This window comes from Niastella vici (assembly GCF_002077945.1).
GTDB lineage: Bacteria > Bacteroidota > Bacteroidia > Chitinophagales > Chitinophagaceae > Niastella > Niastella vici.
Genome location: NZ_LVYD01000058.1, coordinates 139,607 through 165,075 on the forward strand (window position 1 = coordinate 139,607; position 25,469 = coordinate 165,075).

22 protein-coding genes are annotated in these 25,469 nt (G+C 45.9%); 15 read left to right on the forward strand and 7 right to left on the reverse strand.

Annotation, left to right across the window (positions count from 1 at the left end; all coding sequences use genetic code 11):
* Positions 1-27: 27 nt before the first annotated feature.
* A complete protein-coding gene (locus A3860_RS24690; protein ID WP_143774246.1) occupies positions 28-1,626 on the forward strand; it encodes a hypothetical protein in 1,599 nt (532 codons plus the stop codon).
* A 201-nt stretch (positions 1,627-1,827) separates the two neighbouring features.
* On the opposite strand, the gene metX is transcribed toward A3860_RS24690, so the two are convergent.
* Positions 1,828-2,850: a homoserine O-acetyltransferase MetX gene (metX, locus tag A3860_RS24695; protein ID WP_081151030.1), complete on the reverse strand. Its 1,023-nt coding sequence runs from the start codon at positions 2,848-2,850 to the stop codon at positions 1,828-1,830.
* 69 nt (positions 2,851-2,919) lie between these two features.
* On the opposite strand from metX, the gene A3860_RS24700 reads away from it, so the two are divergent.
* From A3860_RS24700 to A3860_RS24710, 3 genes are all read left to right on the forward strand, one after another.
* The gene (locus A3860_RS24700) at positions 2,920-3,354 is read left to right on the forward strand and encodes an OsmC family protein (RefSeq protein WP_081151032.1); all 435 of its coding nucleotides are present in this window, start codon (positions 2,920-2,922) and stop codon (positions 3,352-3,354) included.
* Between the two features lie 206 nt (positions 3,355-3,560).
* The gene (locus tag A3860_RS24705) at positions 3,561-4,724 is read left to right on the forward strand and encodes a trans-sulfuration enzyme family protein (protein WP_081151034.1); all 1,164 of its coding nucleotides are present in this window, start codon (positions 3,561-3,563) and stop codon (positions 4,722-4,724) included.
* Between the two features lie 226 nt (positions 4,725-4,950).
* Positions 4,951-5,757, forward strand: coding sequence for a CHAD domain-containing protein (locus A3860_RS24710; protein ID WP_081151036.1), 807 nt, complete (start codon positions 4,951-4,953; stop codon positions 5,755-5,757).
* A 15-nt stretch (positions 5,758-5,772) separates the two neighbouring features.
* Here A3860_RS24710 and A3860_RS24715 read toward each other — a convergent pair whose 3' ends face one another.
* Both A3860_RS24715 and A3860_RS24720 read right to left on the reverse strand, forming a co-directional pair.
* Complete coding sequence (locus tag A3860_RS24715; RefSeq protein ID WP_081151038.1) at positions 5,773-7,053, reverse strand: UDP-N-acetylmuramoyl-tripeptide--D-alanyl-D-alanine ligase; 1,281 nt, start codon at positions 7,051-7,053, stop codon at positions 5,773-5,775.
* Between the two features lie 223 nt (positions 7,054-7,276).
* Positions 7,277-8,860 carry an SUMF1/EgtB/PvdO family nonheme iron enzyme gene (locus A3860_RS24720; protein WP_081152260.1) on the reverse strand — a complete coding sequence of 528 codons (1,584 nt, stop codon included), beginning with the start codon at positions 8,858-8,860 and terminating at the stop codon, positions 7,277-7,279.
* 328 nt (positions 8,861-9,188) lie between these two features.
* Here A3860_RS24720 and porU point away from each other — a divergent pair, with 328 nt between their 5' ends.
* From porU to A3860_RS24755, 7 genes are all read left to right on the forward strand, one after another.
* On the forward strand, positions 9,189-12,590 hold the full coding sequence (gene porU, locus A3860_RS24725; RefSeq protein WP_158085347.1) for a type IX secretion system sortase PorU: 3,402 nt from the start codon (positions 9,189-9,191) through the stop codon (positions 12,588-12,590).
* Positions 12,591-12,764: 174 nt separating this feature from the next.
* Complete coding sequence (porV, locus tag A3860_RS24730) at positions 12,765-13,949, forward strand: type IX secretion system outer membrane channel protein PorV (protein WP_081151043.1); 1,185 nt, start codon at positions 12,765-12,767, stop codon at positions 13,947-13,949.
* Between the two features lie 87 nt (positions 13,950-14,036).
* On the forward strand, positions 14,037-14,510 hold the full coding sequence (gene ispF / locus A3860_RS24735) for a 2-C-methyl-D-erythritol 2,4-cyclodiphosphate synthase (RefSeq protein WP_143774247.1): 474 nt from the start codon (positions 14,037-14,039) through the stop codon (positions 14,508-14,510).
* Positions 14,511-14,581: 71 nt separating this feature from the next.
* On the forward strand, positions 14,582-15,025 hold the full coding sequence (gene dut, locus A3860_RS24740) for a dUTP diphosphatase (protein ID WP_081151046.1): 444 nt from the start codon (positions 14,582-14,584) through the stop codon (positions 15,023-15,025).
* 3 nt (positions 15,026-15,028) lie between these two features.
* A complete protein-coding gene (locus A3860_RS24745; RefSeq protein WP_081151063.1) occupies positions 15,029-15,853 on the forward strand; it encodes a DUF4292 domain-containing protein in 825 nt (274 codons plus the stop codon).
* Positions 15,854-15,946: 93 nt separating this feature from the next.
* Positions 15,947-17,338, forward strand: coding sequence for a murein hydrolase activator EnvC family protein (locus A3860_RS24750; RefSeq protein ID WP_081151065.1), 1,392 nt, complete (start codon positions 15,947-15,949; stop codon positions 17,336-17,338).
* A gap of 132 nt (positions 17,339-17,470) precedes the next feature.
* Positions 17,471-18,691: a murein hydrolase activator EnvC family protein gene (locus A3860_RS24755; protein WP_081151068.1), complete on the forward strand. Its 1,221-nt coding sequence runs from the start codon at positions 17,471-17,473 to the stop codon at positions 18,689-18,691.
* Between the two features lie 81 nt (positions 18,692-18,772).
* Here the strand turns inward: A3860_RS24755 and bshA are convergent, their stop codons facing one another.
* A complete protein-coding gene (gene bshA / locus A3860_RS24760; protein ID WP_081151070.1) occupies positions 18,773-19,912 on the reverse strand; it encodes an N-acetyl-alpha-D-glucosaminyl L-malate synthase BshA in 1,140 nt (379 codons plus the stop codon).
* Between the two features lie 97 nt (positions 19,913-20,009).
* On the opposite strand from bshA, the gene A3860_RS41925 reads away from it, so the two are divergent.
* The 3 genes from A3860_RS41925 (at position 20,010) to A3860_RS24770 (ending at position 21,825) form a co-directional block, all read left to right on the forward strand.
* Complete coding sequence (locus A3860_RS41925; RefSeq protein ID WP_245843615.1) at positions 20,010-20,564, forward strand: zinc-binding metallopeptidase family protein; 555 nt, start codon at positions 20,010-20,012, stop codon at positions 20,562-20,564.
* A gap of 16 nt (positions 20,565-20,580) precedes the next feature.
* Entirely contained in the window at positions 20,581-21,381 is an 801-nt protein-coding gene (locus A3860_RS41930) for a M20/M25/M40 family metallo-hydrolase (protein ID WP_245843616.1), read from the forward strand.
* Between the two features lie 69 nt (positions 21,382-21,450).
* Positions 21,451-21,825, forward strand: a complete 375-nt coding sequence (locus A3860_RS24770; protein WP_081151072.1) for a hypothetical protein — start codon at positions 21,451-21,453, stop codon at positions 21,823-21,825.
* 87 nt (positions 21,826-21,912) lie between these two features.
* Here A3860_RS24770 and A3860_RS24775 read toward each other — a convergent pair whose 3' ends face one another.
* Both A3860_RS24775 and A3860_RS24780 read right to left on the reverse strand, forming a co-directional pair.
* Positions 21,913-22,623 carry an SAM-dependent methyltransferase gene (locus tag A3860_RS24775; RefSeq protein WP_081151078.1) on the reverse strand — a complete coding sequence of 237 codons (711 nt, stop codon included), beginning with the start codon at positions 22,621-22,623 and terminating at the stop codon, positions 21,913-21,915.
* Positions 22,623-23,393 (reverse strand): EI24 domain-containing protein, encoded by a 771-nt coding sequence (locus tag A3860_RS24780; RefSeq protein WP_081151081.1) that lies wholly within the window; start codon positions 23,391-23,393, stop codon positions 22,623-22,625. The genes A3860_RS24775 and A3860_RS24780 overlap by 1 nt, the downstream gene beginning before the upstream one ends.
* 169 nt (positions 23,394-23,562) lie before the next feature.
* Here A3860_RS24780 and A3860_RS24785 point away from each other — a divergent pair, with 169 nt between their 5' ends.
* Positions 23,563-24,189, forward strand: coding sequence for a DNA-3-methyladenine glycosylase (locus A3860_RS24785; RefSeq protein ID WP_081152263.1), 627 nt, complete (start codon positions 23,563-23,565; stop codon positions 24,187-24,189).
* Between the two features lie 76 nt (positions 24,190-24,265).
* Here A3860_RS24785 and A3860_RS24790 read toward each other — a convergent pair whose 3' ends face one another.
* Positions 24,266-25,384 (reverse strand): SGNH/GDSL hydrolase family protein, encoded by a 1,119-nt coding sequence (locus A3860_RS24790; RefSeq protein ID WP_081151083.1) that lies wholly within the window; start codon positions 25,382-25,384, stop codon positions 24,266-24,268.
* Positions 25,385-25,469: the final 85 nt, after the last annotated feature.

The following is a 25,469-nucleotide window of genomic DNA, read 5'->3' on the forward strand; positions in this document are numbered from 1 at the left end:
ATTATTTTAGCGACAAATACCCCTGAAATGAGCAGACCATATTTGTCCTTTTCCTTAGCTATGCTGTTATCGGTTGTTTATTTTGCCGGCCGGTGCCAGGATATTACCGCCGCAGAAAAACAACTCATCTTAAATCTGAATATTTTTTCAAACGATGCAGAGAAAAAGTATTTTAAAGAGATCGCTTCATCAGGAAGTACTGATCTGTTTCAATTAATGCTTGTAGCAGGCAACACGAATCGCCCAGCAACAATCAATGCTTCGGAAAGAATTGAAACTTTTATTCAACGAAGATCAGAACAGGGCAAAGAATACAGCAGTAAAGAGATAAAGAAATTATATGGGGAAATTCATCAGGTGTTTTTTACCCAATATGTAGACAACCCGTTTTTTGCGCAAATATTTATTAATGGCAATTACAATTGTGCAACAGCCTCTGCCCTGTATGCGATATTGTTGAACAAATTAAATATTGAATACAGCATCCGGGAAAAACCTACTCATGTATATATAGTGGTCGCTCCTTCATCGCAAAATATTGTGTATGAGACCACGGCGCCCGGTGCCATGGTAATGCAGCTAAATGAAAGTGCCAAGACCAAATTCCTTGAATATTTACATGATAACAAACTGATAGGGAAAGAAGAATGGGAAAACAGTGATAAAAATGCATTGTTCGAAAAATATTTTTACGGCGATAACGAGATCAATTTGCAACAATTGTGTGGTTTGCTGTATTATAACCTGGGCATAGAGGCGGCACAAAAAGAAGATTATGCAAACTCGTATAAAAATTTTGAAAAAGCATATTTTCTGCACCCCGGTTCCCGCATGAAGTATTTTGTATCAATGACCCTTGCTACTCATCTTTATAAAGCGGTTAATTTAAGTGAAGAAGAAAAACTGGCTGCTATGAACCGGTATATGCAGGTGGGTGACAGCGCTGCAGCAAAAGAAATGATCGGTGATTTTTTTGAGAAAGTTTCTAAAAAATATCTCTTTCAGTATCCTGATATGTTGCGGTATGTTACTATATATAACAGCATTGTAAATGTAGTGAAGGATTCTGCTTTCCTGCGTTATATTCATCACGATCATTATGTGGATATGGCCCACTATTATACGATCAAAGAAGACCTGGATTCAATAAAGCCATACCTCGATTCATTGTACAGCATGAATACAAGCGACCTGTTGGTGAAGGAGCAAATAACAACTACAATCTATAATATGGTGCGCAAGCTGCCCGAAGGAAAGGAGGCTGCGCTTGCATTAAAAGAGCATTTTAAATCGTATCCATTTTTAAAATCGAACAGCAACCTGCAGGAGTATTATGTTTACAGCATAGTTATGGAAATAGCTAAGAAGTATGGTGCAGATAATGAAAAAGAAGGCCGCATATACCTGGAAGATCTGAAAGCTTTTCTGGATGAGCAGCCACAATTGGCCAGGCGCTCTGAAAAATACCTTGAGGCCATGGTGCCGGATGTTTGCAGTTATTATGCCCGCAAAAAGAATTACAAAACCGTAAAGGAATTCCTGCTATACTTCAAAAAACTGCTGCCAGATAATGAAGAGGTCAACCGGCGACTGACCAATGTTGAAATACGGGTAAAGCAGCAATAAGGGCTGAACGACTGAAAGTAATTGACCATCTGCCAGTGGCAGGTGGTTTATTTGTGCTTTATCAATAGCGAAAGAAGTGAGACCGATATTTTATCGAATGAAATGCAACGAATATTTTTGTTGTGTCGTGTAAAGTACACTATTGCTGGGCAAAGAAAATGAAGAAGATCACCATGCCCCATATTTACTTGTTATCTGATCTTATCCCTTCAAGCCAACCAGCCATTTCCCAACCACATCCCCAATCTTCTTCACCTCAACCATAAACCCATCATGGCCATACACTGAGTCAATTTCAACCAGGGTGCAATCGGCCAGGTGCTGTTGCATATGGCGCTGTTCTTCGAGCGGGCAAAGTATATCGCTGGTGATACCAATAAGTAAGGTCCTTTGTTGAATGCTTTCGAGCATGGTTTCCACATTGCCCCCGCGGCCACGGCCTATATGATGACTGTCCATGGCTTTGGTCAGGAGCCAGTAGCTATAGGCATTGAAACGCTTTACCAGTTTATCGCCCTGGTAATTGATATAGGAAGCTGCTTTATAATCATCTAGTTTCTCGGTGTCGGGGTCGGTTTGTTTTTGCACCATAATGCCATAGTTGCGGTAGGTAAGCATGCCAATGGCGCGGGCTGCCTTCAGGCCTTTTTGTCCGGCCTCGGGCGTATCCTGCTTCCAGGTGCAATCGGCTTCTATGGCCAGCCGCTGGGTGGCGTGTACGGCAATACCCCAGGCGCTTTCGGTGGGCGAGGTGGCCAGCAGGAACAGGTTTTTGATCACGTTTTTCTCAATAATGCTCCATTCCATGGCCTGGTAACCGCCCATGCTGCCGCCCATTAACAGGTTAATAGACTCAATACCAAGGTGCTGCCGCAGCAAAATATGCGCATTCACCATGTCGCGGATGGTGATCAGCGGAAACTGGTGCCCCCAGGGTTTTCCCGAAATGGGATTGATACTCAACGGTCCGGTAGTGCCATAGCACGAGCCCAGGATGTTGGCGCAAACAATAAAGTGCCTTTCGGGGTTAATTACACAGCCGGTTCCAACCAAACCCTGCCACCAGTCGGCAGCGTCGGAATTGGCGGTTAGGGCATGACATACCCAAATGACGTTGTTTTTTTCGGCATTTAACGTTCCATAAGTATGATATGCAATGGTTAATGAAGGCAGTTCTTGCCCGTTTTCGAGTTTGAAAGGATGTTTATATTCAAAACGCTTCATTGGCCCCTGGCTATAATTAAGGGTGCAAAGTAAATGCTTGCATGAATTACATTTGCAAAAATCTTTACCATGATAAAAATTGAATTGGAAAGGGTAGATGGCGACTATGGATTTGAAGCGAAAGATGCCAATGGCCATACCGTACGCCTGGATACCAGTCTGGAAGGTGGAGGCACTAATTTTGGCGTTCGGCCCATGCAAATGCTCCTGATGGGCCTTGGCGGCTGCAGCGGCATCGATATCGTAAGCATTCTCAAAAAACAGCGGCAAACAATAGAAGGGTTCAGCATGAAGATAGAAGGGGAGCGGGAAGCGGGTAAAGAACCTTCCATCTGGAAAAATGTGACCATTGTTTTCGAGCTCACCGGCAATATTGACCCCGATAAGGCAAAACGCGCCTGCGAGCTGTCGATGGACAAATACTGTTCCGTAGCCGAAACCCTGCGCCGTGCCGGCGGAGAGCTGAAATGGGAAGTACGGGTGAACCAGGAAATAGGGAAGTAGGGGAAGGCTGCATTTTACGGAGCCCGGCTTTAATATTTCTATTGAGCTGCCGTTGCGCCTGTCCCGTACTTTAGTCGGGATCGCACTCGTCAGGGTTCTGTTCGCTGTTAAGCAGAAATAAAGGATCAAATAACTCAATTATTAAATAACCACCCGGGACTGTGTCACCACCTTAAGGGGGCCGGGGGGTACTAACAAACTTTTTCATGCATCCAATAAGCAAAGCCATCCGCATTCGCACCGATCAAACCAATGAAATGGAACATTCATCGCCCCTGTTCCTCACCAGCAGCTTCTGCTTCGATAATGCCGAAGACATGCGGGCGGCCTTTGCCGATGAAACCGATGACAATATTTACAGCCGTTTCAGCAATCCTTCGGTACAGGAGTTTATCGACAGAATGGTTGCCCTTGAAGGGGCCGAGGCAGGCTTTGCTACCGCCTCGGGTATGAGTGCCATCTTCGGCTCGTTTATGGCTTTGCTGAAAAAAGGCGATCATTTGCTTTCGTGCAACGCCATCTTCGGCAGCACCCATACCGTCATCACCAAATACCTGCCCAAATTCGGCATTGAATATTCTTATGTTCCGGCCGATAAACCCGAAGAGTGGGAAAAGGCCATTCGCCCCAATACCAAAATGATCTATGTAGAAACGCCCACCAACCCCGGGCTGGATCTCATTGACCTGGAAGCCGTATCGGCCATTGCTAAAAAGCATAACCTTATTTTGAATGTCGACAACTGTTTTGCCACACCGGTAAATCAGCGGCCCATCGATTTCGGCGCCGACCTCGTAGTACACTCCGCCACCAAATGGATCGACGGTCAGGGACGTGTGCTCGGCGGCGTTATAGTGGGTAAAAAATCGCTTATACACGATATTTATTTATTCTGCCGCAGTACGGGTCCGGCCTTGTCGGCCTTTAATGCCTGGGTATTGAGCAAAAGCCTCGAAACGCTCGATGTGCGTATGGAACGGCATGGTAATAACGCCTTGCAACTGGCTAAGGCGCTGGAAGGGCATCCAAAGATCAAATGGTTGAAATATCCTTTTCTGCCCAGTCATCCCCAGCACCGTATTGCCTTGAAACAGATGAAGAATGGCGGCGGAATCGTTTGTTTTGAACTGGCCGGTGGCTTGCAAAGCGGCCGCAAATTCCTCGATAACCTCAAAATGTTATCACTCACTGCTAACCTGGGCGATACCAAAAGCATTGCATCGCACCCTGCCAGTACCACACATGCCAAACTAACGGAAGAGGAACGGCTGGCTGTAAATATTACGCCCGGTTTAATACGTATTTCCGTTGGCCTGGAGCATGCTGATGATATTATAGGCGATATTCGCCAGGCATTGGAAAATTGTTAAGCGTTCGGAATCCTGCCATTGGGGAATGACGATAATCATCTTTTTGGATGCCTTTCGTCATAGTATAGGGTTAATCGAAAGCGTAAATTTATGACTGATTCTTTTTCATAATAAAAAGTTTTAAAAATTGAGCTGGTAAACGGGTTGGTTCTCCAACCCGTTTGTTTTTTATGTAGTTTTTAAAGTTCACCCCGGAAATTCGTAACTTAAAGAAAAATAGGTAGGTATGAAACGGGAAGCACTGGAAGAAGTGGTTAACAGGCATATCGGCAAAATTGAAAAGTGCAGTAGACAACTGCCCGGATCATTTGACCAGGAGGATATTCATGACCTGCGCGTTAATTACAAAAAAGTTCGTGCTTTCTTACGATTACTTCAATTAGAAAAAGGCGCCGGCGATCTGGATATACCGGCTAAATTAAAATCTCTTTACCATCATTGTGGCCATGTACGCGACTGGCAATTATTCCTCGATGAGCTGCATACTGTAGCCGTTGCTGCTAAAATACCGGCCTGTATGCACCGGTTAAATCAGCAATTGTTTACGTATAAAGAACAAGCCGTGTATGCTATTGAGATCACGCATTTCAAAAAACTACTTCACGGAATTGTAAAAGGGCTGCCGCGTCAGCTGCACGATAATACATTCAATAAATTTATGCAGCAGAAAATAGCTGCCATCCATATTTTATTATTAGCTGCCGATAATGAAAAAGACCTCCATTCCATCCGTAAGCTAATAAAGGACATCATCTACATCATGCGCATATGCGAAAGCGACTGGGGTATTCCCTTTCCCGGGGGCGAATGGAAAAGCGAAAAAGAATTAAGTGATATGGTTTCTGAGTTGGGCGATTTTAATGATCGCTGTCTGGCCATTTCGTTGCTGCAATCAGGTTATAGTGACGATTGTGATAATGATGAAAAAGATCAATTACAGGAACTGCAATCAATATGGGTGCAACAAAAAGAAAAACAGCAACGGCAATTGCTGCAGTTAGTGCAGGAGTTGCATATGGAACATGCGTATTAAGGAAGCACTTAGTGATCACCCCAACACTTTCTCCATTTGCATACTCCGCGATCCTTTTATCAGGAAATAAGTATCATTGAACAACTGGTCCCTGAACCAGTTGGCCGCTTCTGTAGAATTAGCCATTTTTATAAAGGGATGATCAAGCTTCATAAAATCTCCGCCTACCAGTACCACCGCTTTCCAGTTATGTTGCTTAATGAGGTCGATGATAGCTTCATGCTCCTGCAGGCTTTCGGCGCCCAGCTCGGCCATGCCGCCCAACATCAACACTTTGTTATTAGCCTGTATGCCCGCAAAATTTTCAATGGCGGCCTTCATACTGGTGGGGTTGGCATTATAGGCATCGAGAATAAATTTATTGCCGTTCTTCTCAATCAGCTGCGAACGGCTGTTAGAAGGTGTATAGCTTTCAATGGCCGCTTTAATTTTTTCATCGGGCATCCTGAAGAATTTACCGGCTGTTACGGCTACCAACACATTGGGCAGGTTGTATGCGCCTACCAACTGGGTATGTATAACAGGCAGTGTAGCGCCTTTTGAAATGGCTACGGTTAAAAATGGTTCGCTTTGTTGAACGGCGCCCTGCACGTCGGCCGCTTCTATTGTACCATATTTTATAACAGCTGGTATGCCTTTGCTCATGCTTTGCAGGTAATCATAATCCCACATAACAAAGGCGGTTCCATTGTGGGCGCGTAAATAATCATACAATTCGCCTTTTCCCTTGCGCACGCCTTCAATGCTGCCAAACCCTTCGAGGTGCGCTTTACCGCAATTAGTGATAATGCCATGCGTTGGCAGGGTATATTCACAATAACTGGCTATTTCGCGCAGGTGGTTGGCCCCCATCTCTATCACGGCCATTTCAGCATCGTATTTAACTGATAATATAGTGAGCGGTATACCAATATGATTATTCAGGTTGCCCTGGGTAGTGTAGGTTTTATAACCGGCCGAAAGTACGGCATGCACCAGTTCCTTGGTAGTGGTTTTACCGTTGCTGCCGGTGATGGCGATAAATGGAATGGTAAACTGCTGGCGGTGATATTTCGCCAGTTGCTGCAGGGCAGTGAGTACGTCGGCTACAACAATAATGCGGCTGTTGGGTGTGGCGGGCGCTTCATCAACCACGGCATATGCCGAGCCTGCCGCCAGGGCCGCTTCAGCAAATTGATTGCCGTTGAAATTGGGACCTTTTAATGCAAAAAAGATGTCGCCTGCTTTCAGTTTCCGGGTATCGGTTTGAACCGAAGGATATTGCCGGTATATTTCGTAGAGTTGTTCAATGGTCATGTCGCAAATTTAAGGCAGGTGGGTCAACCGCCAATCGGCGGAAGGCTCACCTTTTTTATTGCTGCTGATAACGGCAAAAGGTAAGCCGTCTTTTTTAAAAGCGCCCCCGCTTTCACGAAAAAGCAAAAAAACGAATTTCGGAAATCCCCTCACCACAGATCATTCTCCAACAAAAAAGCCATCCACGAAAGTGGATGGCTCCTTAAGAATTTGAAAAAAACCTTTATCGTTTTCTTGTGTTCTGTCGTCGTGTTGGGTAATTGATACCGGTTTTGTGGCCATTACCTTCAGGGCTACCCAGGCGGTCCATTGCGCAACGGAAACCTACTGTAGAACTTCCCTGATCTTCTTCCAGGAAGCGGCGGGCGCCGGGGCTTAACCAGTAAGGACGGTCATTCCAGCTACCACCTTTAATAACCCTTGATTTATCGCTGATGAGGGTGCTAACTCCATAACCACGACCAGTTTTCGAGTTTTCTGCAACATCAGTGCCACCATAAGTAACACCAGTGATCATTGAGTCACCATCGAGGTAGTTGATCACATTACCTTTTTGATAGTTACGGCGGTTTTTGCTTTCTTCATCAGTTACGTATACAGTCTTAACGTGACCGAGGCTGTCTTTCTCAAACTCGCCATCTTTATTCTTGTAAACGTTTTGGTAGTGGTTACCACGATAAGGAGATACGTCGTCGTTATCGGTAGGTGACAGCGGACGGTAAATATCACCAGTCCACTCACTTACGTTACCTGACATATTATATAAGCCAAATGAGTTGGGGAAGAACGAAGTTACCGGTGCAGTGTATACAGCGCGGTCGTTCAAACCACCAGCCACACCCATGTTATCACCGTTACCGCGTTTGAAGTTGGCCAGGAAGGTACCTTGCCAGGTGCCACGGCGGCTATCACGCAAACCGTTTACGTTTTGTGTCCAGGCAAATACCTGTTTGTTGGTGATCAACTCCTCTCCCCGTTTGCCTTCTTTGCGGCTGGGGTTGGGGTTTTGACCAACCAGACCCAGGGCGGCGTATTCCCACTCAGCTTCTGTAGGGAGGCGGTAGTTCGGTAACAAAATACCGTCTTCGAAAGTTACTGTAGTTCTGGGAGTACCGTTCGGGTTCTTTAAAGGGTTCTTTTTAGAACGAACCTGGTTGCCCGGAGTAGGTGTAGTTAAACCAAGCAAATATGCTTTGGTATTGAACGACTCGCTACCCTGGCCCTGAATATTTTTAACGGCAGTCTTATTGATAAAACCTTTATCAAGCAAAGCTTTTTCGTTTACACGATCGCTGCGCCATAAACAAAAGTCATGAGCCTGTCTCCAGGTTACGCCCACTACCGGGTAATAGTTGTAAGAAGGGTGGCGGAAGTAGTATTCAACCAAAGGCTCGTTGTAAGCCAACTCATTACGCCATACCAGGGTATCGGGCAATGCTTGCGATCTTACATCTTTATATTCATCGCCATCGAACACGTTGTTTACCCAGTACAAATATTCACGATAGTGAATATTGGCAACCTCGGTACGGTCGATGTAGAATGAGTTTACTGTTTTACGGGATGGAATGTTGTTCCAGTCGCCCATGACATCTTCTTCAGTGGCACCCATGGTAAAGGTACCGCCCTGAACAAACACCAGTCCGGGACCGGTACGTTGTTCTTTCTCACGGGATACCTGGTATCCACCCATGTTCTTGTCATTGTAATTCCAACCGGTAACGTCCGACTTTTCTTTCTTGTTGGACTTACAGGCAGAAACTGCGGCTGCGCAGGATAGTACGATAAATAGGTTTTTCAAATTCATTTTGATGACTTTTGCCTTTAGTTCAATTTGGTTAAACGCTATTACGGAGCAAATATTGTACGGATTTTTCGATTGCTTTTCCACAATCATTTGTGGGGTGGCGAATATACCTGTTTTTAGTAAAACAACCTGTGTAACAGGTGGTTTTAGCTTCGTTAATTTGTGAAAACCACATGACAGGTTTTACCGTGAATTCCCACATTCAATAATTGAGCCGGGTATACTGGGTGACGGATTATTTTTTTGCATGGTGCATATTTCCTACCGGAAACATGGTATAAAATGACCTATTTTTGACCGGATGCGCTGCAAACCTGTTATCCGCCTTATGATGGCAGGCATACTGGTTGTAAACTGTATGCCGGTCCTTTCTCAACGTTCATATACGGCCAATTCTGTGCTGGCGATGGGTAGTTGGTATAAAATAAGTACAACAACCCCCGGAATTTATAAAATTGACCTTCCCTTCCTTGCTTCCCTCGGCATCAATACGGCTTCTCTTACGGCTTCTTCAATTCGGTTATATGGTAACGGCGGGCAAATGCTGCCCGAAAAACCGGTTAACACAATTCCCGATGACCTTATTGAAAACGCTTTATGGGTTGAAGATGGGGGGGATGGCCGCCTGAATGGTTCAGATTATATTCTTTTTTATGCGCCTGGCCCGCATGCCTGGCTCAAAGATTCGGCCAATAAAACCTTTCACCATCAAAAGAATATATATAGCGACACCTCTTATTATTATATAACCATTGGGCAAAACGGAAAAAGGATCACAACTGTCAATAGCACCACGCCGGCCAATACCTCCATTTCGCAGGTGACCCGCAGCTGGTTCTATGAGCTGGATACCGTTAATTTCCTGAGCAGCGGCCGGCAATGGTATGGGGAAGAATTTTCGAATAACGGTGGTAAATCGCTGACCCGCACTTATACATTAAGCATGCCCAATATACTGGCCGATGCCGCCACCCTGGCAACCAGTTGTGTGGCGCGTTCATTCGGTTCAAACAGCCGCTTTTCGGTAAGTGTTAATAACCAGCAGGCTATGCAATTTGATGTGTCTGCTACCGGTACCGGTTCTTACGATCCTTTTGCCATGAGCGCCCAATCATCGGCCACCTTCAGCACCACCCAATCGCCGGTTTCCGTTCGGTTCGATTATACACCCGGCAGTACCGGCAGCCAGGGCTGGCTCGATTGGTTTGAAGTGCTGGCCCGCGTCGACCTCTCTATGACTGGCAACAATCAGTTACTGTTCCGCGACTGGAATAGTGTGGGGCCGGGAAAAGTGGGCACCTTCGTCCTTAAAAATGTGGCGGCCGGTACACAGGTATGGGATGTAACCAATACGCTGGAACCCATTCAAATGCAAGGCAGTATGAACGGCAGCGAATGGCGGTTTGTGAACGAGTGCAGTCGCCTGCATGAATACGTAGCCTTCAATAATTCAGGGTTTTTAACCCCGGCAAAGGTTGGTAGTGTTCCCAATCAGAATTTACATGGAAGCGCCCTGCCCCAATATATAATTATTACCCATCCCGATTTACTGGCGCAGGCCCAACGGCTGGCCCGGTATCATCAGCAGCGCGAAAACCTTTCGACCCTGGTGGTTACAGTAAACCAGGTGTATAATGAGTTTTCTTCCGGTTCACCCGACCCCGCCGCCTTACGCGATTTTGTAAAGATGTTTTACGACCGGGCAGGTGGCGATAGCGCAAAAGCGCCCAAATACCTGTTGCTTTTTGGGGATGCTTCTTTCGATTACCGCACCCGTATCTCCAACAATACCAACCTGGTGCCGGCCTGGGAAAGCCCCGGCTCGCTGGATCCTTTGGCTACCTATACCTCCGACGATTTTTTTGGCCTGCTGGGCGATAATGACGATATCAATGGAACGGGCACTTACCTGCTCGATATTGGCATTGGCCGCATTCCAGCTAAAAATGAACGGGAAGCTCAGGCCATTGTCGATAAGATCGTTGCTTACAACGAGATCAAAAGCCTGGGACCCTGGCGCAATGAATGCACTTTTGTGGCCGATGATGAGGACAATAACCTGCATTTGCAGGATGCCGAGATCATGACGCAGGCGGTAACAGCAACCGCCCCGCAGGAAAACATCGATAAAATATACCTCGATGCCTTTCAACAGGAAAGCAATTCGGCCGGCAGCCGTTATCCCGCTGTGAACCTGGCCATTAATAATAAAATATACAACGGCACCCTGGTGTGGAATTATACCGGTCATGGCGGTTACCGCCGGCTGGCCGAAGAAGTGGTGCTTGACCAGGATATCATCAATGGTTTCAATAACCCCAATAAACTGCCCTTATTTATTACTGCCACCTGCGATGTGGCGCCTTACGATAATCCGCTGGTAAGTTCCATTGGCGAAAACCTGTTGCTGCGCGAAAAAACGGGGGCCATAGCCCTTATGACCACCACCCGGGTGGTTTTTGCATTCAGCAACCGCGTCATGAATGAGAATTATCTGAGAACGGCATTTCAGAAAAAGCCCGATAGCAGCTACCGGAGCCTGGGCGAGGCAGTTCGCCAGGCCAAGAATGTTACCTATAGTTTTTTAACTGATGTAGTTAATAACCGCAAATTCACACTGCTGGGCGACCCGGCTTTAACCATTGCCTTCCCCGGTTATCAGGTGCAAACCTCTGCCATAAACGGAAAAGCTGTAACGGGTACGCCCGACACATTAAAGGCCTTGTCGGAATATACCATCAGTGGCATTGTACAGGACAATACCGGCAATACCCTCAACGATTTTAATGGTACTATTTACCCCACCATATTCGATAAAGTACAAACAGTAAATACGCTCGGCAATGACCCCGGCAGCCAGGCAGTGCCTTTTCAGGTGCAGAAAAATATCCTGTTCAAAGGCAAGGCAAGCGTGAGCAATGGGCGGTTCACGTTCAGTTTTATGGTTCCCAAAGACATCAGCTATCAGTACGGCAATGGAAAGATCAGCTATTATACCGATAATGGCAGTAAGGACGGGAACGGGGTGTTGAAAAATATTATTGTCGGCGGTTCAGGAAATGGCGTTTTCGACCCCCTCGGTCCAACCATAAAAGCGTATTTAAATGATGAGAAGTTTGTGAACGGCAGCATCACCAACGACCGGCCCGTATTATTGTTAAAGCTATCCGATTCATCGGGCATCAATATACTGGGCACCGGAATAGGCCACGACCTGGTGGCTACGCTTGATAATGATCAAAAAAATGAATATGTGCTGAATGAGTTTTATGAGAGCGATCTCAACAATTACCGCCAGGGAACGGTGCGGTTTCAGTTGCCCACCATAGCGCCCGGGGCGCATACCCTAACCATAAAGGCCTGGGATGCGGCTAATAATTCAGGGGAAGTTACCCTCGATTTCAGGGTGGTTAAGGCGGAGAATTTTGCGCTGGATCATGTATTGAATTATCCTAACCCGTTCACTACCCATACCACCTTCTGGTTTGAGCATAACAGGCCTGGGGAAGAATTACTTATAAGGATCCAGATATATACGATTACAGGGAAGCTGGTAAAAACGCTGAACAAGACAATATTTTCCCCCGGAAACCGTTCGAGTGACGTGGAATGGAATGGCAGGGATGATTATGATGATAAAATCGGACGGGGTGTGTATATTTACCGTTTAAGGGTACAAACTTCGGATGGTAAAGCAGCGGAAAAGCTTGAGAAGTTGTTTATATTGTAGCCCAATTTTGAAATTATATATTTTAGCCAATCTATCGACAGGAAACTTTACCCAAAATTTTTATTGTTCCGCATCAACAAGCTTTGATACAAAAGCAAGGGTAATGTCTGTACTACCAAAATGCTATTGAGAAAAACGTTGAAGGCGGTTTGATCCTTAAAGACAATTCAAAAAATGAAACGAAAAATCTTAAAACTAACTGTAGGTATTTTCCTGTTGGTGGGCGGTATTTCTGCAAATGCCCAAACAACCGACAAAATTAATGTTGTAACGACCGCAGTACCTTTCCTACGGATTTCTCCTGATGCCCGTGCCGGTGGTATGGGTGATTTGGGAGTAGCCACCTCTCCTGATGCCATGTCTCCTATTTGGAACCTGGCAAAAGTACCATTTGCCCAGAAGAACTTCAGCGTGGGGTTAACCTATACGCCCTGGTTAAAAGACCTGGGGTTAAACGATGTGTACCTGCTGGCATTAGCCGGATACATTAAGCTCGATGAAGAGTCGGCCATAGGCGGTTCTATCCGTTATTTCAGCCTCGGTAATATCCAGTTCACCGATCAGGGTGGTAACGACTACGGTAATGGCCGCCCCCGCGAATTTGGCATTGATGCCGGTTATACCCGTAAGTTGAGTGACAAAATTGGTCTTGGTATTGCTTTGCGTTATATTCGCTCAAACCTCGCTGGTAACCTGGCCCAAAGCGGTACTGCTTACAAACCAGGTTCAACTGTAGCCGGTGATGTCTCCTTTTTCTATACCGGCCAGAATGAAGCGGGTGAAGGTTGGAATATCGGCGCTGCTCTTACTAACCTGGGTGGAAAGATCGGTTATACGAACGATGCAACCCAGAAGGATTATATTCCTGCCAATTTAAGCCTGGGTACAACCTACACCAAGGTTTTTGATGAACAAAATAAGATCACTTTTGGTTTAGACCTGCATAAACTGCTGGTGCCTACACCACCTAATTTTGTTGACCCCAGCGACAGTGCTACCTATAGCGCCCAGGTAGCCGATTACAGAAATAAAAATGTAGTAAGCAGCTGGTTCAGCTCATTTGGCGATGCCCCCGGCGGTTTCAAGGAAGAATTAAAAGAATGGCAGATATCAACAGGCGCTGAATATGCGTATAATGATCAGTTCTTTTTCCGCGCCGGTTATTTTTATGAAAATAAAGACAAAGGCAACCGTAAATATTTTACCGTTGGTTTAGGTGTTAAATACAATGTGTTTGGTTTGAATTTCTCTTACCTGGTTCCTTCCGGTTCAGGTGTAAACCGCAACCCATTATCTAATACCCTGCGTTTTGGCCTGATCTTCGACCTCGATGATCTGGGTGCTGAATCAACACAATAATTCGTTAATACGCTGATAGAATTGAATATATTTGAAGCGTTCCGGCTGACCGGGACGCTTTTTTCATTTTCAAATTATCACATAAGTATGCGAATTGGATTCGGGGTCGATTTTCATCAGTTAACAGAAGGCAGAGACCTATGGATAGGCGGGGTAAAAATTCCTCATCATAAAGGAGCGCTGGGGCACAGCGATGCCGATGTATTGTTGCATGCCATTTGCGATGCCCTGCTGGGTGCGCTGGCGCTGGGCGATATAGGTATGCATTTTCCCAATACAGATGCCACTTATAAAGACATTGACAGCAAAATACTGTTACAGAAAAGTTACGAATTGATAAAGGCCCGCAACTACCGGGTAATAAATGTAGATTCGTCTATTTGCCTGGAGGCGCCCAAGATCAAGAAATATTCAGATCAAATGCGCAGTGTGATTGCCGGTATCCTTGATATCACCTCGGAAGACGTATCGGTAAAAGCCACTACCACAGAGACAATGGGGTTTGTAGGAAGGGAAGAAGGGTTGGTAGCCTATGCAACAGTTTTATTGGAAAAAATGTGATAATTAGCACATTATGTATTTATTGCAACTTGTGCCGATAAAAATCGGGATTAGCATATTACATTTGCGCCATGTCAAAAGTAAAAGTCAGGATCATTAACCAGTCGAATAATCCGTTGCCCGAATATGCAACGGAGCAGGCAGCTGGCATGGATATACGCGCTTTTTTGGAGGCGCCCATTGTTTTGAACCCGCTCGAACGGTTCCTGGTGCCAACCGGTTTGTTTATTGAATTGCCCAAGGGGTATGAAGCGCAGATCCGCCCCCGTAGCGGTTTGGCCATTAAACAGGGGCTTACCTGTTTGAACAGTCCCGGTACCATCGATGCCGATTACCGCGGCGAGGTAAAGATCATTCTGATAAACTTATCACAGGAACCCCAAACCATTCATCCCGGCGATCGCATTGCCCAAATGGTTGTACACGATGTAGAACGTGTAAAATGGAAACCCGTTAAATCAATTTCGGTAACCAAACGCCACGACGGTGGATTTGGCCATACCGGTAAATCGTAATGCATGCAATATTTCCGTGTCATATGTATATTATCGTTGGCCATAGCAACCATAAGTAGCTGCCGGTCAACAAAAACGATCCAGACCGCCATTGCCAAAAAGGATACCACCCAGGTAATGATCCCGGTGGTTGATCACCATCGTGTAGACTCGATCCAGTATATTAAAAAAGTGTGGGATACCATTCTCAAGAACAATATTGATTTCAGGACCTTTTCAGCAAAGATCAAGGTGGATTTTGAAGGCAAGGATGGAAAAAGAAATGATTTCAATGCCTTTATAAGAATAAAAAAAGACAGTATTATTTGGGTGAACATCAATGCCGCCCTCGGTTTTGATGCTTTCAGGGTATTGATAACCCCCGACAGTGTAAAGGTCATCAACAAGCTGAACAAGACCGTGCAGTTCCGCTCGCTGGAATCGCTGAAGGAAGTAACGCAAATGCCATTGACATTTACCGACCTGCAAAATCTGCTGCTGGGCAATCCTATATTTCTCGACAGCAATATAAACTCGTATAAAAAAGACGATAAGTCTATTTCACTCATCAGCATGGGCACTTTGTTCAAACACCTGCTTACTGTTAGTAAAGATGATTATACCCTGCAGCATAGCAAGCTCGATGATGTGGATGCCATCAGGGCCCGTACCGCCGATCTTACTTATGGTGATTACCAGTATAAGAATGGCATCCGGTTTTCGGCCTATCGTAAAATTACGGTATCAGAGAAAAGTAAGCTGGATATAGAGATGGAGTTCAAACAATTTGATTTTAACGTTGATTTAAACTTTCCATTCACGATCCCGAAAAATTATAAACGCAAATAAGCGTTATAGTTTTAAATTACGTTCCAACCCTATTGACAACCACGATTGCCAATGACCCTGCCCCAACCCGTTAACACTTAAAATTTTTTCAGTATGCTGAAAATGATGCTTACCTGTTTTTTGGCCATGGCAGTTCATGTGGCGCTTTTTGCACAACAACAAGCCGGAAGCAGTGAGGACCTGAAAAGGAAGCAGGCTGATATTCAGCGTGAGATCGATGACCTCAGAAATACGCTGAAGGATGCCAAAAAGAATGCAAAGGCAGGTTTGTTACAACTGTCGATGGTGCAAAAAAAACTACGCCTGCGCGAACAGGCCATCGGTAACATCAATCAGCAGATAAACGTAATAGAAGGCAGTATTGGTAAATCGAAAAATGAGATCGGACGCCTCAAAACTGAGCTCGATACCCTGAAAGAGGGGTACGCCAAAAGCATTGTATACGCCTATAAAAATCGCAGCAACTACGATTTCCTGAACTTCATATTTTCTTCCTCCAGTTTTAATGATGCCTTGCGCCGGGTGCAGTATTTGCGCGCCTACCGGCTGTATCGTGAAGAACAGGCGACAACCATAAAGAATACCCAGTTATTGTTACAGAACAAGATCGCGGGGCTCGAAAGCACGCGTAAGGAAAAAGACGTGGTATTACAAAAACAGGAAAAGCAAAAAATAGAGCTGGAAGATGAGAAAAAAGAGAAGAACGAGATCGTGAGCAAGCTCAAGGCGCGTGAAAAGGAGATCTCCAAAGAACTTACTGTAAAACAAAAGGCCGACCAGAAATTAAAAGTAGCTATCAGAACGGCGATCGACCGTGAAATAAAGATCGCCCGCGAGAAAGCCCTGGCCGAAGCAAAGGCCCGGGAGGCCCGTGAAGCGGCAGAAAGGGAAGAAACTGCCAAAAAGAACGCAGCAGCAGAAGCGGCAGCCCGCAAAGCAGCAGAAAAGGAAAAAAATGCCAATGCGGCTTCTACACCAGCCACCACACCAGCTGTAGTAAAGGTGGAACCTAAGAAAGAAGCGCCTAAAAAGCCAGTGGAGAGCGTGCTGGAATCAACACCGGAAGGGTTCAGGATAAGTGGCAGCTTCGAAAGTAATAAAGGCCGGTTGCCCTGGCCGGTTGAAAAAGCCAATGTGAAGATCCACTTCGGTACCTATTCCATTGAAGGTACCAAGCTGCGTGGGAACAACCCCGGTATTACCCTGGCCACAGAACCAGGCGCAGTGGTAAGGGCAGTGTTTGAAGGCGAAGTATCGCGCATCTTTGACATCGATGGCAACTGGAGCGTGCTGGTACGTCATGGAAAATACTTTACCGTATATAGTAATCTGTCATCAGTAAGCGTAGCAAAAGACCAGAAAATTTCAGCCGGAACAATGTTGGGCCGTGCGGCCGCCAACGACGATGGCAACGGGGAGATCGAATTTCTGCTGATGCAGGAAAACCGGAACCTTGATCCGGAAAGCTGGATACGAAGAAGGTAGGTTGGTGCGTTATAAGCCTGTTCGGGCAATAATCGTGGTTGAAAGGTTAAGTTGAATGGGGATAACTTAAAGCCCGGACGAAAGACAATAATGGCGTAAATGTCGTATCGACAAAAAATCTAATCTGCCCCTATGCTCAAATTCACGGCCACCTGCATTGTAGCCCTTTTCATTGCCATTAACCTGCCTGCCCAGCAACAGGGTAGCAGTGAGGACCTCAAGCTGAAACAAAGCGAAATCCAGCGCGAGATCGATGAGTTGAAGAGTGCCCTCAGGAATACACATGATAATACCCGCTCGGGTGTTAAGCAACTGGAAATGGTGAAGGAAAAGCTGCGGTTGCGTGAACGGGCCATCAGGAACATCAATCAGCAGATGCATGCCCTCGAAGGGAATATCGGGAAATCAAAAAATGAGATCGACAGTCTGAAAGACCGGCTCGATACCCTGAAGGTTCAATACGCCCGCAACGTTGTATACGCTTATAAACTCCGCAACAATTACGAATACCTGAGTTTTGTTTTTTCTGCCACTTCGTTCAATGATGCATTGAACAGGATCCATTATTTCAAGGCATATCACGAATACTGCGAAGAAAAGGCTGCTGCCATCAGGAGTACACAACAACTACTTGCTGGTAAGATCACCGGGCTTGAAATAACCCGTAAGGAAAAAGATGCCGTAATACAAAAGCAACAAAAGCAAAGGGAAGAACTGGAAGAAGAGAAAAGGGAAAAGAATGCGGCGGTAAAAAGCCTTAAGAGCCGGGAGAAAGAAATTGCAAAGGCGCTCGATGCCAAAAAGAAAGCCGACCAGAAATTAGGGAAGGAGATCCAGAAGGCCATTCAAAATGAATTTAACAAGGTTGCGGGAACAGTTGCAACCACTGGCAACGGAACAATCATCAAGAAAAGTAAGTTGGAAACTACGCCTGAGGGTTTGCGCATCAGCGGTAGTTTTGAAAAAAATAAAGGCCACCTGCCCTGGCCGGTTGACAAAGCATCGGTGAAGCTTCATTTTGGACGGAACGTCCTGCCGAATGAAGTGATCATCAATAACCCCAGTTTAACGCTGGCAACCGAAACCGGCACTGCCGTGAAGGCTATTTTTGAAGGAGATGTGTCTTCAGTTTTTAAAATAGAAAGCGATTGGACGGTGATGGTAAAGCACGGTAAATATTTTACGGTATATGGCCACCTGAAATCTGTAAGCGTAGAAAAAAATCAGAAAGTAACGGCCGGCCAGGTGGTAGGAACTGCTGCCATTAGCGACGATGGTGATGGCGAAGTTGAATTTATCTTATTACAGGAAAGGACCAATGTAGATCCTGAGAAATGGCTTAGGAAGCCGTAAACGAGGGCTTGAAATAATTGAAAAAGGGGTGAACAGCGTATAGCAGTTCACCCCTTTACTATTCTGAGCGAAGTCTCAGCATTAAACCCGGTTGGTAATATTTTGTAAGAATCGATTATAAAGTGCTTCATACCGGGGTACAATAGTATCTATATCGTATAAACGGGCATGCGCAGCTGCCTTCGTTTTAAAACGCTGTAGTTTATTTTCATCCGATAACAGTTCAATGGCCCGCTGGCCCATGGTTTCCACATCGCCAACATCGGCCAGATACCCGGTTTCGCCTTCTATATTTACCTCAGGCAAACCACCGGCATTACTCGAGATCACTGGCACACCGGCCGCCATGGCTTCCAGGGCCGCCAAACCGAAACTTTCATAATCGGAAGGCAATACGAACAGGTCAGAAATAGCCAGCACTTCTTCAATTTGCTCCTGCCGGCCAACAAAACGGGTTTCATCGTAGATGCCCAGCTCCCGGCTCAGGCTTTCTGCTGCCGGACGTTCAGGACCATCGCCCACAAACAACAGCTTGCTGGGAACTTTTTTATTGATCTCAGCAAAGATGCGCACCACATCAGTTACTCTTTTTAGCTTACGGAAGTTAGATGCATGCAACACTACTTTCTCATTATGCGGCGCTATTACACGGCGGAACGCATCGATGGGTTTTTTACGAAAGCGTTTTACATCAACAAAGTTCTGAATGACCTTGATCTCTTTTTCTATCTTGAAATTGCGGTAAGTTTCATCGCGCAGGTTTTGCGATACAGCGGTAATGGCATCGCTTTCGTTGATGGAGAAGGTGACCACAGGGGCAAAGGTCTTATCTCTTCCTACCAGCGTAATATCGGTACCATGCAGGGTAGTGATAACCGGAAGGATCTTGCCCTGTTTCTCCAGTATTTTCTTGGCCATATAAGCTGCCGACGCATGGGGAATGGCATAATGTACGTGCAGCAGGTCGATATTATTATTTACAATTACATCAACCATTGTGCTCGATAAAGCCGTTTCATAAGGTGGATAATCAAACAACGGATAGGTGGGCACCCGAACCTCATGATAAAAGATGTTGGCATTAAATTCACTCAACCTCACTGGTTGCTGGTACGTGATAAAATGCACCTGATGTCCTTTATCAGCCAGGGCCTTTCCCAATTCCGTTGCTAAAACCCCGCTTCCGCCAAACGTTGGATAGCAAACAATTCCAATGCGCATATAGCAGTTTAAAATTAAGTGTGTGTGAAGGTAATTTAAAACAGTCACATAATGTTCCAGGGGATCATTTTGACTATTTTAGCGTAAAATAACGCACATGAGATTTAAATTGTTTACGCTATTGTTAACAATTATTACTTTAACAGGCCATGCCCAAAATGAAGACTCCCTGAAAATACGGGCCATTGCCAATGAAATACTGCTTAATAGTACCGCCTACGAAAATTTACGCGTGCTTACCAAACAGGTAGGGGCCCGGCTCACCGGTTCACCACAAACCTATAAGGCCGAAGCCTGGGGACAAAAAGCCCTGCAACAGGCTGGCGCCGACCGGGTAATTACCCAATCATGCCTGGTTCCGCACTGGATAAGAGGTGGTAAGGATGAGGCCTGGATAGCCCTGCCCGGTAAAAAAAATCAAACCCTCGATGTGCTCGCGCTGGGCAATTCCATGGGAACCGGTTCCAAAGGCATACAGGCCCCTGTTGTACTGGTAAATTCTTTTGAAGAGCTGGAACAGAAAAAAGCTTCGGTAAAAGGTAAGATCGTTTTCTACAACTATAAATTTAACGATACCTATGTAAAAACTTTTGAAGCTTATCGTGATGCGGTAGGGTACCGGGGCGCTGGCCCCAGCCAGGCTGCTAAATAAATATGGCGCGGTTGCGGTGCTCATTCGTTCCATGAGCCATGCGGCCGATAACAACCCGCATACCGGTTCAACCCGTTACAACGATTCTTTTCCCAAAATTCCCGCTGCAGCCCTGGGCTTGCACGATGCCGGCCGGCTGGCTGCCCTGCTGCAAAAGGAACCGGCAACCGTTTATTTGAAAACGATGGGGCAAATGCTGCCCGATACCGTAGCACATAATATCATTGGCGAAATTACGGGCAGTGAATTCCCTGACGAGATCATAACAGTAGGCGGCCACCTCGATTCATGGGACCCCGCCGAAGGAGCACATGATGATGGCAGTGGATGTGTGCAGTCGATAGAAGTGCTGCGGGCGTTAAAAACCATCGGGTATAAACCCAAACGCACCATCAGGATAGTGTTGTTTGCCAATGAAGAAAACGGAACACGGGGTGGCCTCAAATATGCCGAGGAAGCCCGCAGTAAAAAAGAGAAACATATTTTTGCGCTCGAAAGCGATGAAGGCGGCTTTACGCCCCGTGGTTTTGGGGTTACCATGAGTGCCGAACATTTAAATAAGCTGCGCAACTGGTTGCCCTTGCTTACGCCCTATGGCATCAGTGAAATAGAAAATGGCGGTGGCGGTTCTGATATTGGTCCATTAAACCGCGACCTGGGTACACCGCTGGCCGGTTTACAACCCGATTCACAACGGTATTTTGATATTCACCATGCCCGCAGCGATGTGTTTGAGGCGGTGAATAAACGTGAGCTGGAACTGGGGGCTGTTTCTATTGCCGCTTTGATCTATCTTGTGGATAAATACGGATTATAATACGCCTAGCCTAATGCTGAACGCCCGCCCGAACGACCGGTTGGGTGTTCAGCTTAACCCTTACATACAATGAAAAAGATCTTTATTATAGTTACCGCCCTTTTGTTAACAGGAGCCGGATTAATTATTTACTGGAAGTATTTTTTTGTGTTCGGACAGGGAGTGAAATCAGGTCATTTGAATTATGTAGTGCTTAAAGGCGACATATTCAAAACCTATGAAGGAAAATTGATCCAGGAAGGCATACGATCACGCACGGCCGGCAGCATTGCCTCCTATGAATTTGAATTTTCGGTGGCGAATAAAAGCATAGCTGAAAAATTAATGGTCAACAGCGGCAAATGGTTCGATCTGCAATACCGGGAATACCATAATGTAGTTCCCTGGCGCGGCAATACCACGTATATTGTTGACAGCATTATTTCCATGCGGGAAGATAAATGATCAGGGAGGCCCTGAGCATAGTCGAAGGGCGGGGCCTTAAGCGTTGGGCAGGCTCGCACCGGACGAAGTCGAAGTGTTGAAACGCACTTAGCTTGCCAGCATACAAAAGATCGTAGGGCGTTTATGCAGGTCTGGTAACTGTTTTTTCCAGTCGGCCAGTGTTTTGGTTTGAATGAATTCGGTAGCTGCGGTAATATCAGCAGCCACACACAACCGGGTAGTGGGCTTGCCGGTCTTTATGAGTGTTTCCAGTAATTGATTATTACGATAAGGCGTTTCTATAAATAGCTGCGTACAATTCTTTTTGGCCGATTCGGCTTCCAGGTCTTTTATGGTTTTGCTGCGCTGTGCTGCATCAATGGGTAAATAGCCAACAAACTGGAATTGCTGGCCGTTCATACCGCTGGCCATCAGTGCCAGTAGAATACTGCTGGGGCCCACCAGTGGTTTTATGGTAGCGCCGGCTTTATGGGCCGTTTCTGTAAGCACCTGACCGGGATCTGCAACACCCGGGCAGCCAGCTTCACTAATGATGCCAATGGTCTTGTTTTCCTGCAAATGTTTATTGAAAGCCGTAAGCGTGGCAATGTTGTTCGTTTTGTCGATGAGTACCCAGGTATAGTTATCAATGACCATTTCTTTCCAGATGCTTTTTAAAAAGCGGCGGGCAGTGCGTTCATTTTCTACAAAAAATACCTGGCATTGACCTACTGCCTCCTTAACATAAGCAGGAATGGTTTCTGTTGCATTTTCAGCTACAACAGATGGAATTAAGTATATGATGCTATTTGAAGTCATTACTCTACACCTACTTTATCGTCACGGTGATATAAACTAATGGTAGCCGCTACAACAGCATAGGCCGGCGCCAGCACCCAGCCAATAATAGGAGCGAGGTGCATGAGGTAAAACACCATGCCATTACCAATGGCCAGGCCTTTGTGTTTGCCAATGAAGGCAATGCTTTCAGAAGGCGACAGTTTGTGGCGCTCGCAACTGTAATCAAGCATCGAGAAACCGTAATAATAGCATTCAACCAGCAACGTGGTTACCGGTACCACCCAACCTACAACAGGAAAAAAAGAAAGTATCAGTAATGAGATGGTATAAACCGATTGCCATAAAGTATTGCGCAGGGCCAGCTTTATGCCCCGTATAATGTCGGCCATCAGTTGTTTGAAGCTGAAAGGAAAATCTTTTCCTTCCATGATCGATTCGGTTTTTTCGCTGAGGTAAGCGAACACCGGCGAACCTATAATGAGGAACAGATATTTGAACAGGGAGAAATAAAAGAGCATCATGATCAGCCGCACCATAATTTCTCCCATGAGGAATAAGAAATTGAGGATGGGGCTGCGTTGCTGATGAAGATAGCGGTCAATACCCAGCCAGTGATTGAAATAAGAAACAACCTGACTCGAAGAGGTCCAGAAAAAATACATGCCTGCTATAAATAACAGGGTATAAATAACACCCGGCACTATGATCCATTTCCAAAGGCGGTGCTCCCGTATAAAGCGATGTGCCCTGGCATATGACTGAATGGCTGTAACGATTTCTTTCAGCAAGTTTTATAAATTTGAATTTTCCGTTTACTGTTGTTGGGCGGGGTCAAACTTAGTAAATATTTCAATTAGGCCGTGGTAATCAGTAAATTTTGAGTATAATCATACTTAATTATTGATAAAAAATGCCAATATACAGGGTACGGGAGGAAATTTGCAACAATTATTGCCGATGAAAAAATTAGACACTGTTTTCTATAATCGTGCCGATGTGGTGAAGTTAGCAAAAGAATTGATCGGCAAAGTGCTTGTTACCCAATTTGGGGAAGTAGTAACGTCGGGCCGCATTGTAGAAACCGAAGCCTATGCAGGCGCCATTGACCGGGCCTCGCATGCTTTCGGCGGCAGAAGGACCAACAGAACCGAAGTAATGTTTCAACCTGGTGGTACGGCTTATGTTTACCTGTGTTATGGTATTCATCATTTATTTAATGTGGTCACCAACCAGCAGGATATACCCCATGCCATTTTGATACGGGCCATTGACCCCATACAGGGCATCAATACCATGTTGGCAAGAACCGGCAAAAAAAGCGCTGACTATACCCTCACCAAAGGACCGGGTAATGTTTCGAAGGCGTTGGGCATTCATACCGGTCATACCGGGTGGAGCTTGTTGCACGACGACATATTCATTGCTTCAGACGATTTTGTAGCCGGCAAAAAAGATATCATCGCCACACCGCGCATAGGGGTGGATTATGCCGGAGAAGATGCGAAATTACCCTACCGGTTTATATTGAAAGACAATCCATATGTGAGCGGAAAGAAATCGGAACGCGGAAAGCTTAACGCCTAACGCAACGCCAGCGATATGTTGGGTTTTCCGTTTCATTTGCCAACTGGCAACCGACTTCCTAAGAAACAGGCGCCACTTAAGGGAGGAGTTTCTTAAAAAACGGGATCAACTCACTGGCCAATATCGCATGATCTTCTATGCTGGGATGGCCGGTGCAGCCTTTGGCCTGCATGGGTTCAAAGAAGTACAGGGCAACCGGTTTGGCCGCCGGGTTTAACGAATCTACCTTTTCTTTTACGGCCGAAAGGCAATTCTGTAATAAAGAACGCTTGCGATCGTGCAGCATGGCGCTGCTGAGCAGGGCAATTTGTGCTGCGGGATATTTTGTTTTTACCAGCTGCACAAACTGTATGTATTGCTGAACAAAGGTCGTACTGTCGAATGGTTTGCGGGGCGTAACACCATCCCCATCACTGAAATCATTGGTGCCAAGGGCTATGCTTACGATCTGCGGAGTATAGGTTGAAAAATTCCAGCGTTGTTGGTCTTGCAACTGAAACCCGGTATTCTCATATACCTGTGGCATGGTGGGGCCATCGCTGTTCCAGTTGCGGTAAATGCCAATACCGCTCACGCTGCTCATAATGTAATTTACTTTCAACGCCAGGGCCACACGCGGCCCATAGGCCATATACGCATTATGCTGGTCGTGGTATACGCCGGTGCCACAAGGCACTTCCGATGCATCGGCGGCTGCGCCACAGGTAATGCTGTTACCGATGAACTCAATTAGTGGCGCTGATGGCCGTTGAAGGGCTTTTATATTTTGCGCGCCGGCAGCATGAATGATGATGGCGCCGGTATGTGCTTCGGTGGCTTTGTATATCCAAATGGTATGCTTGCCCGCCGAAGGGGCCTTTATCACCAGCGGTGCAAATGTGTCTGAATCGATGCGAATGCGTTTCTGGTATACGCCATCGAGCTCGTATTGCAGGTAATTGTGGTGCAGCCACGACGGCAAAGATACGTGCAGGTTAAAGGTGGTGCCTTCAAAACTAAAACCCACCTGGCAGGCAGAACTGATGAGTTCAAGATTATGTTGTTCGTTGATAATACTGCGGCCAAAAGGATGCATGGCCAGGCAGGATAGCAGGGTGTAAGGCGCTGTAGTACGTTTAGGGGCAACACAGCCGGCGCATAGAAGATACAATGCAATTAATACAAGCGGGAATTTGAAGGAAGGCATCACAATCATATGCCGCCAAAAATATTTGATTTGTTAATATGGGCGTGGTATTTTTTTAACTATTGCATGTGATATTTTACAAGGTGACCTTGCC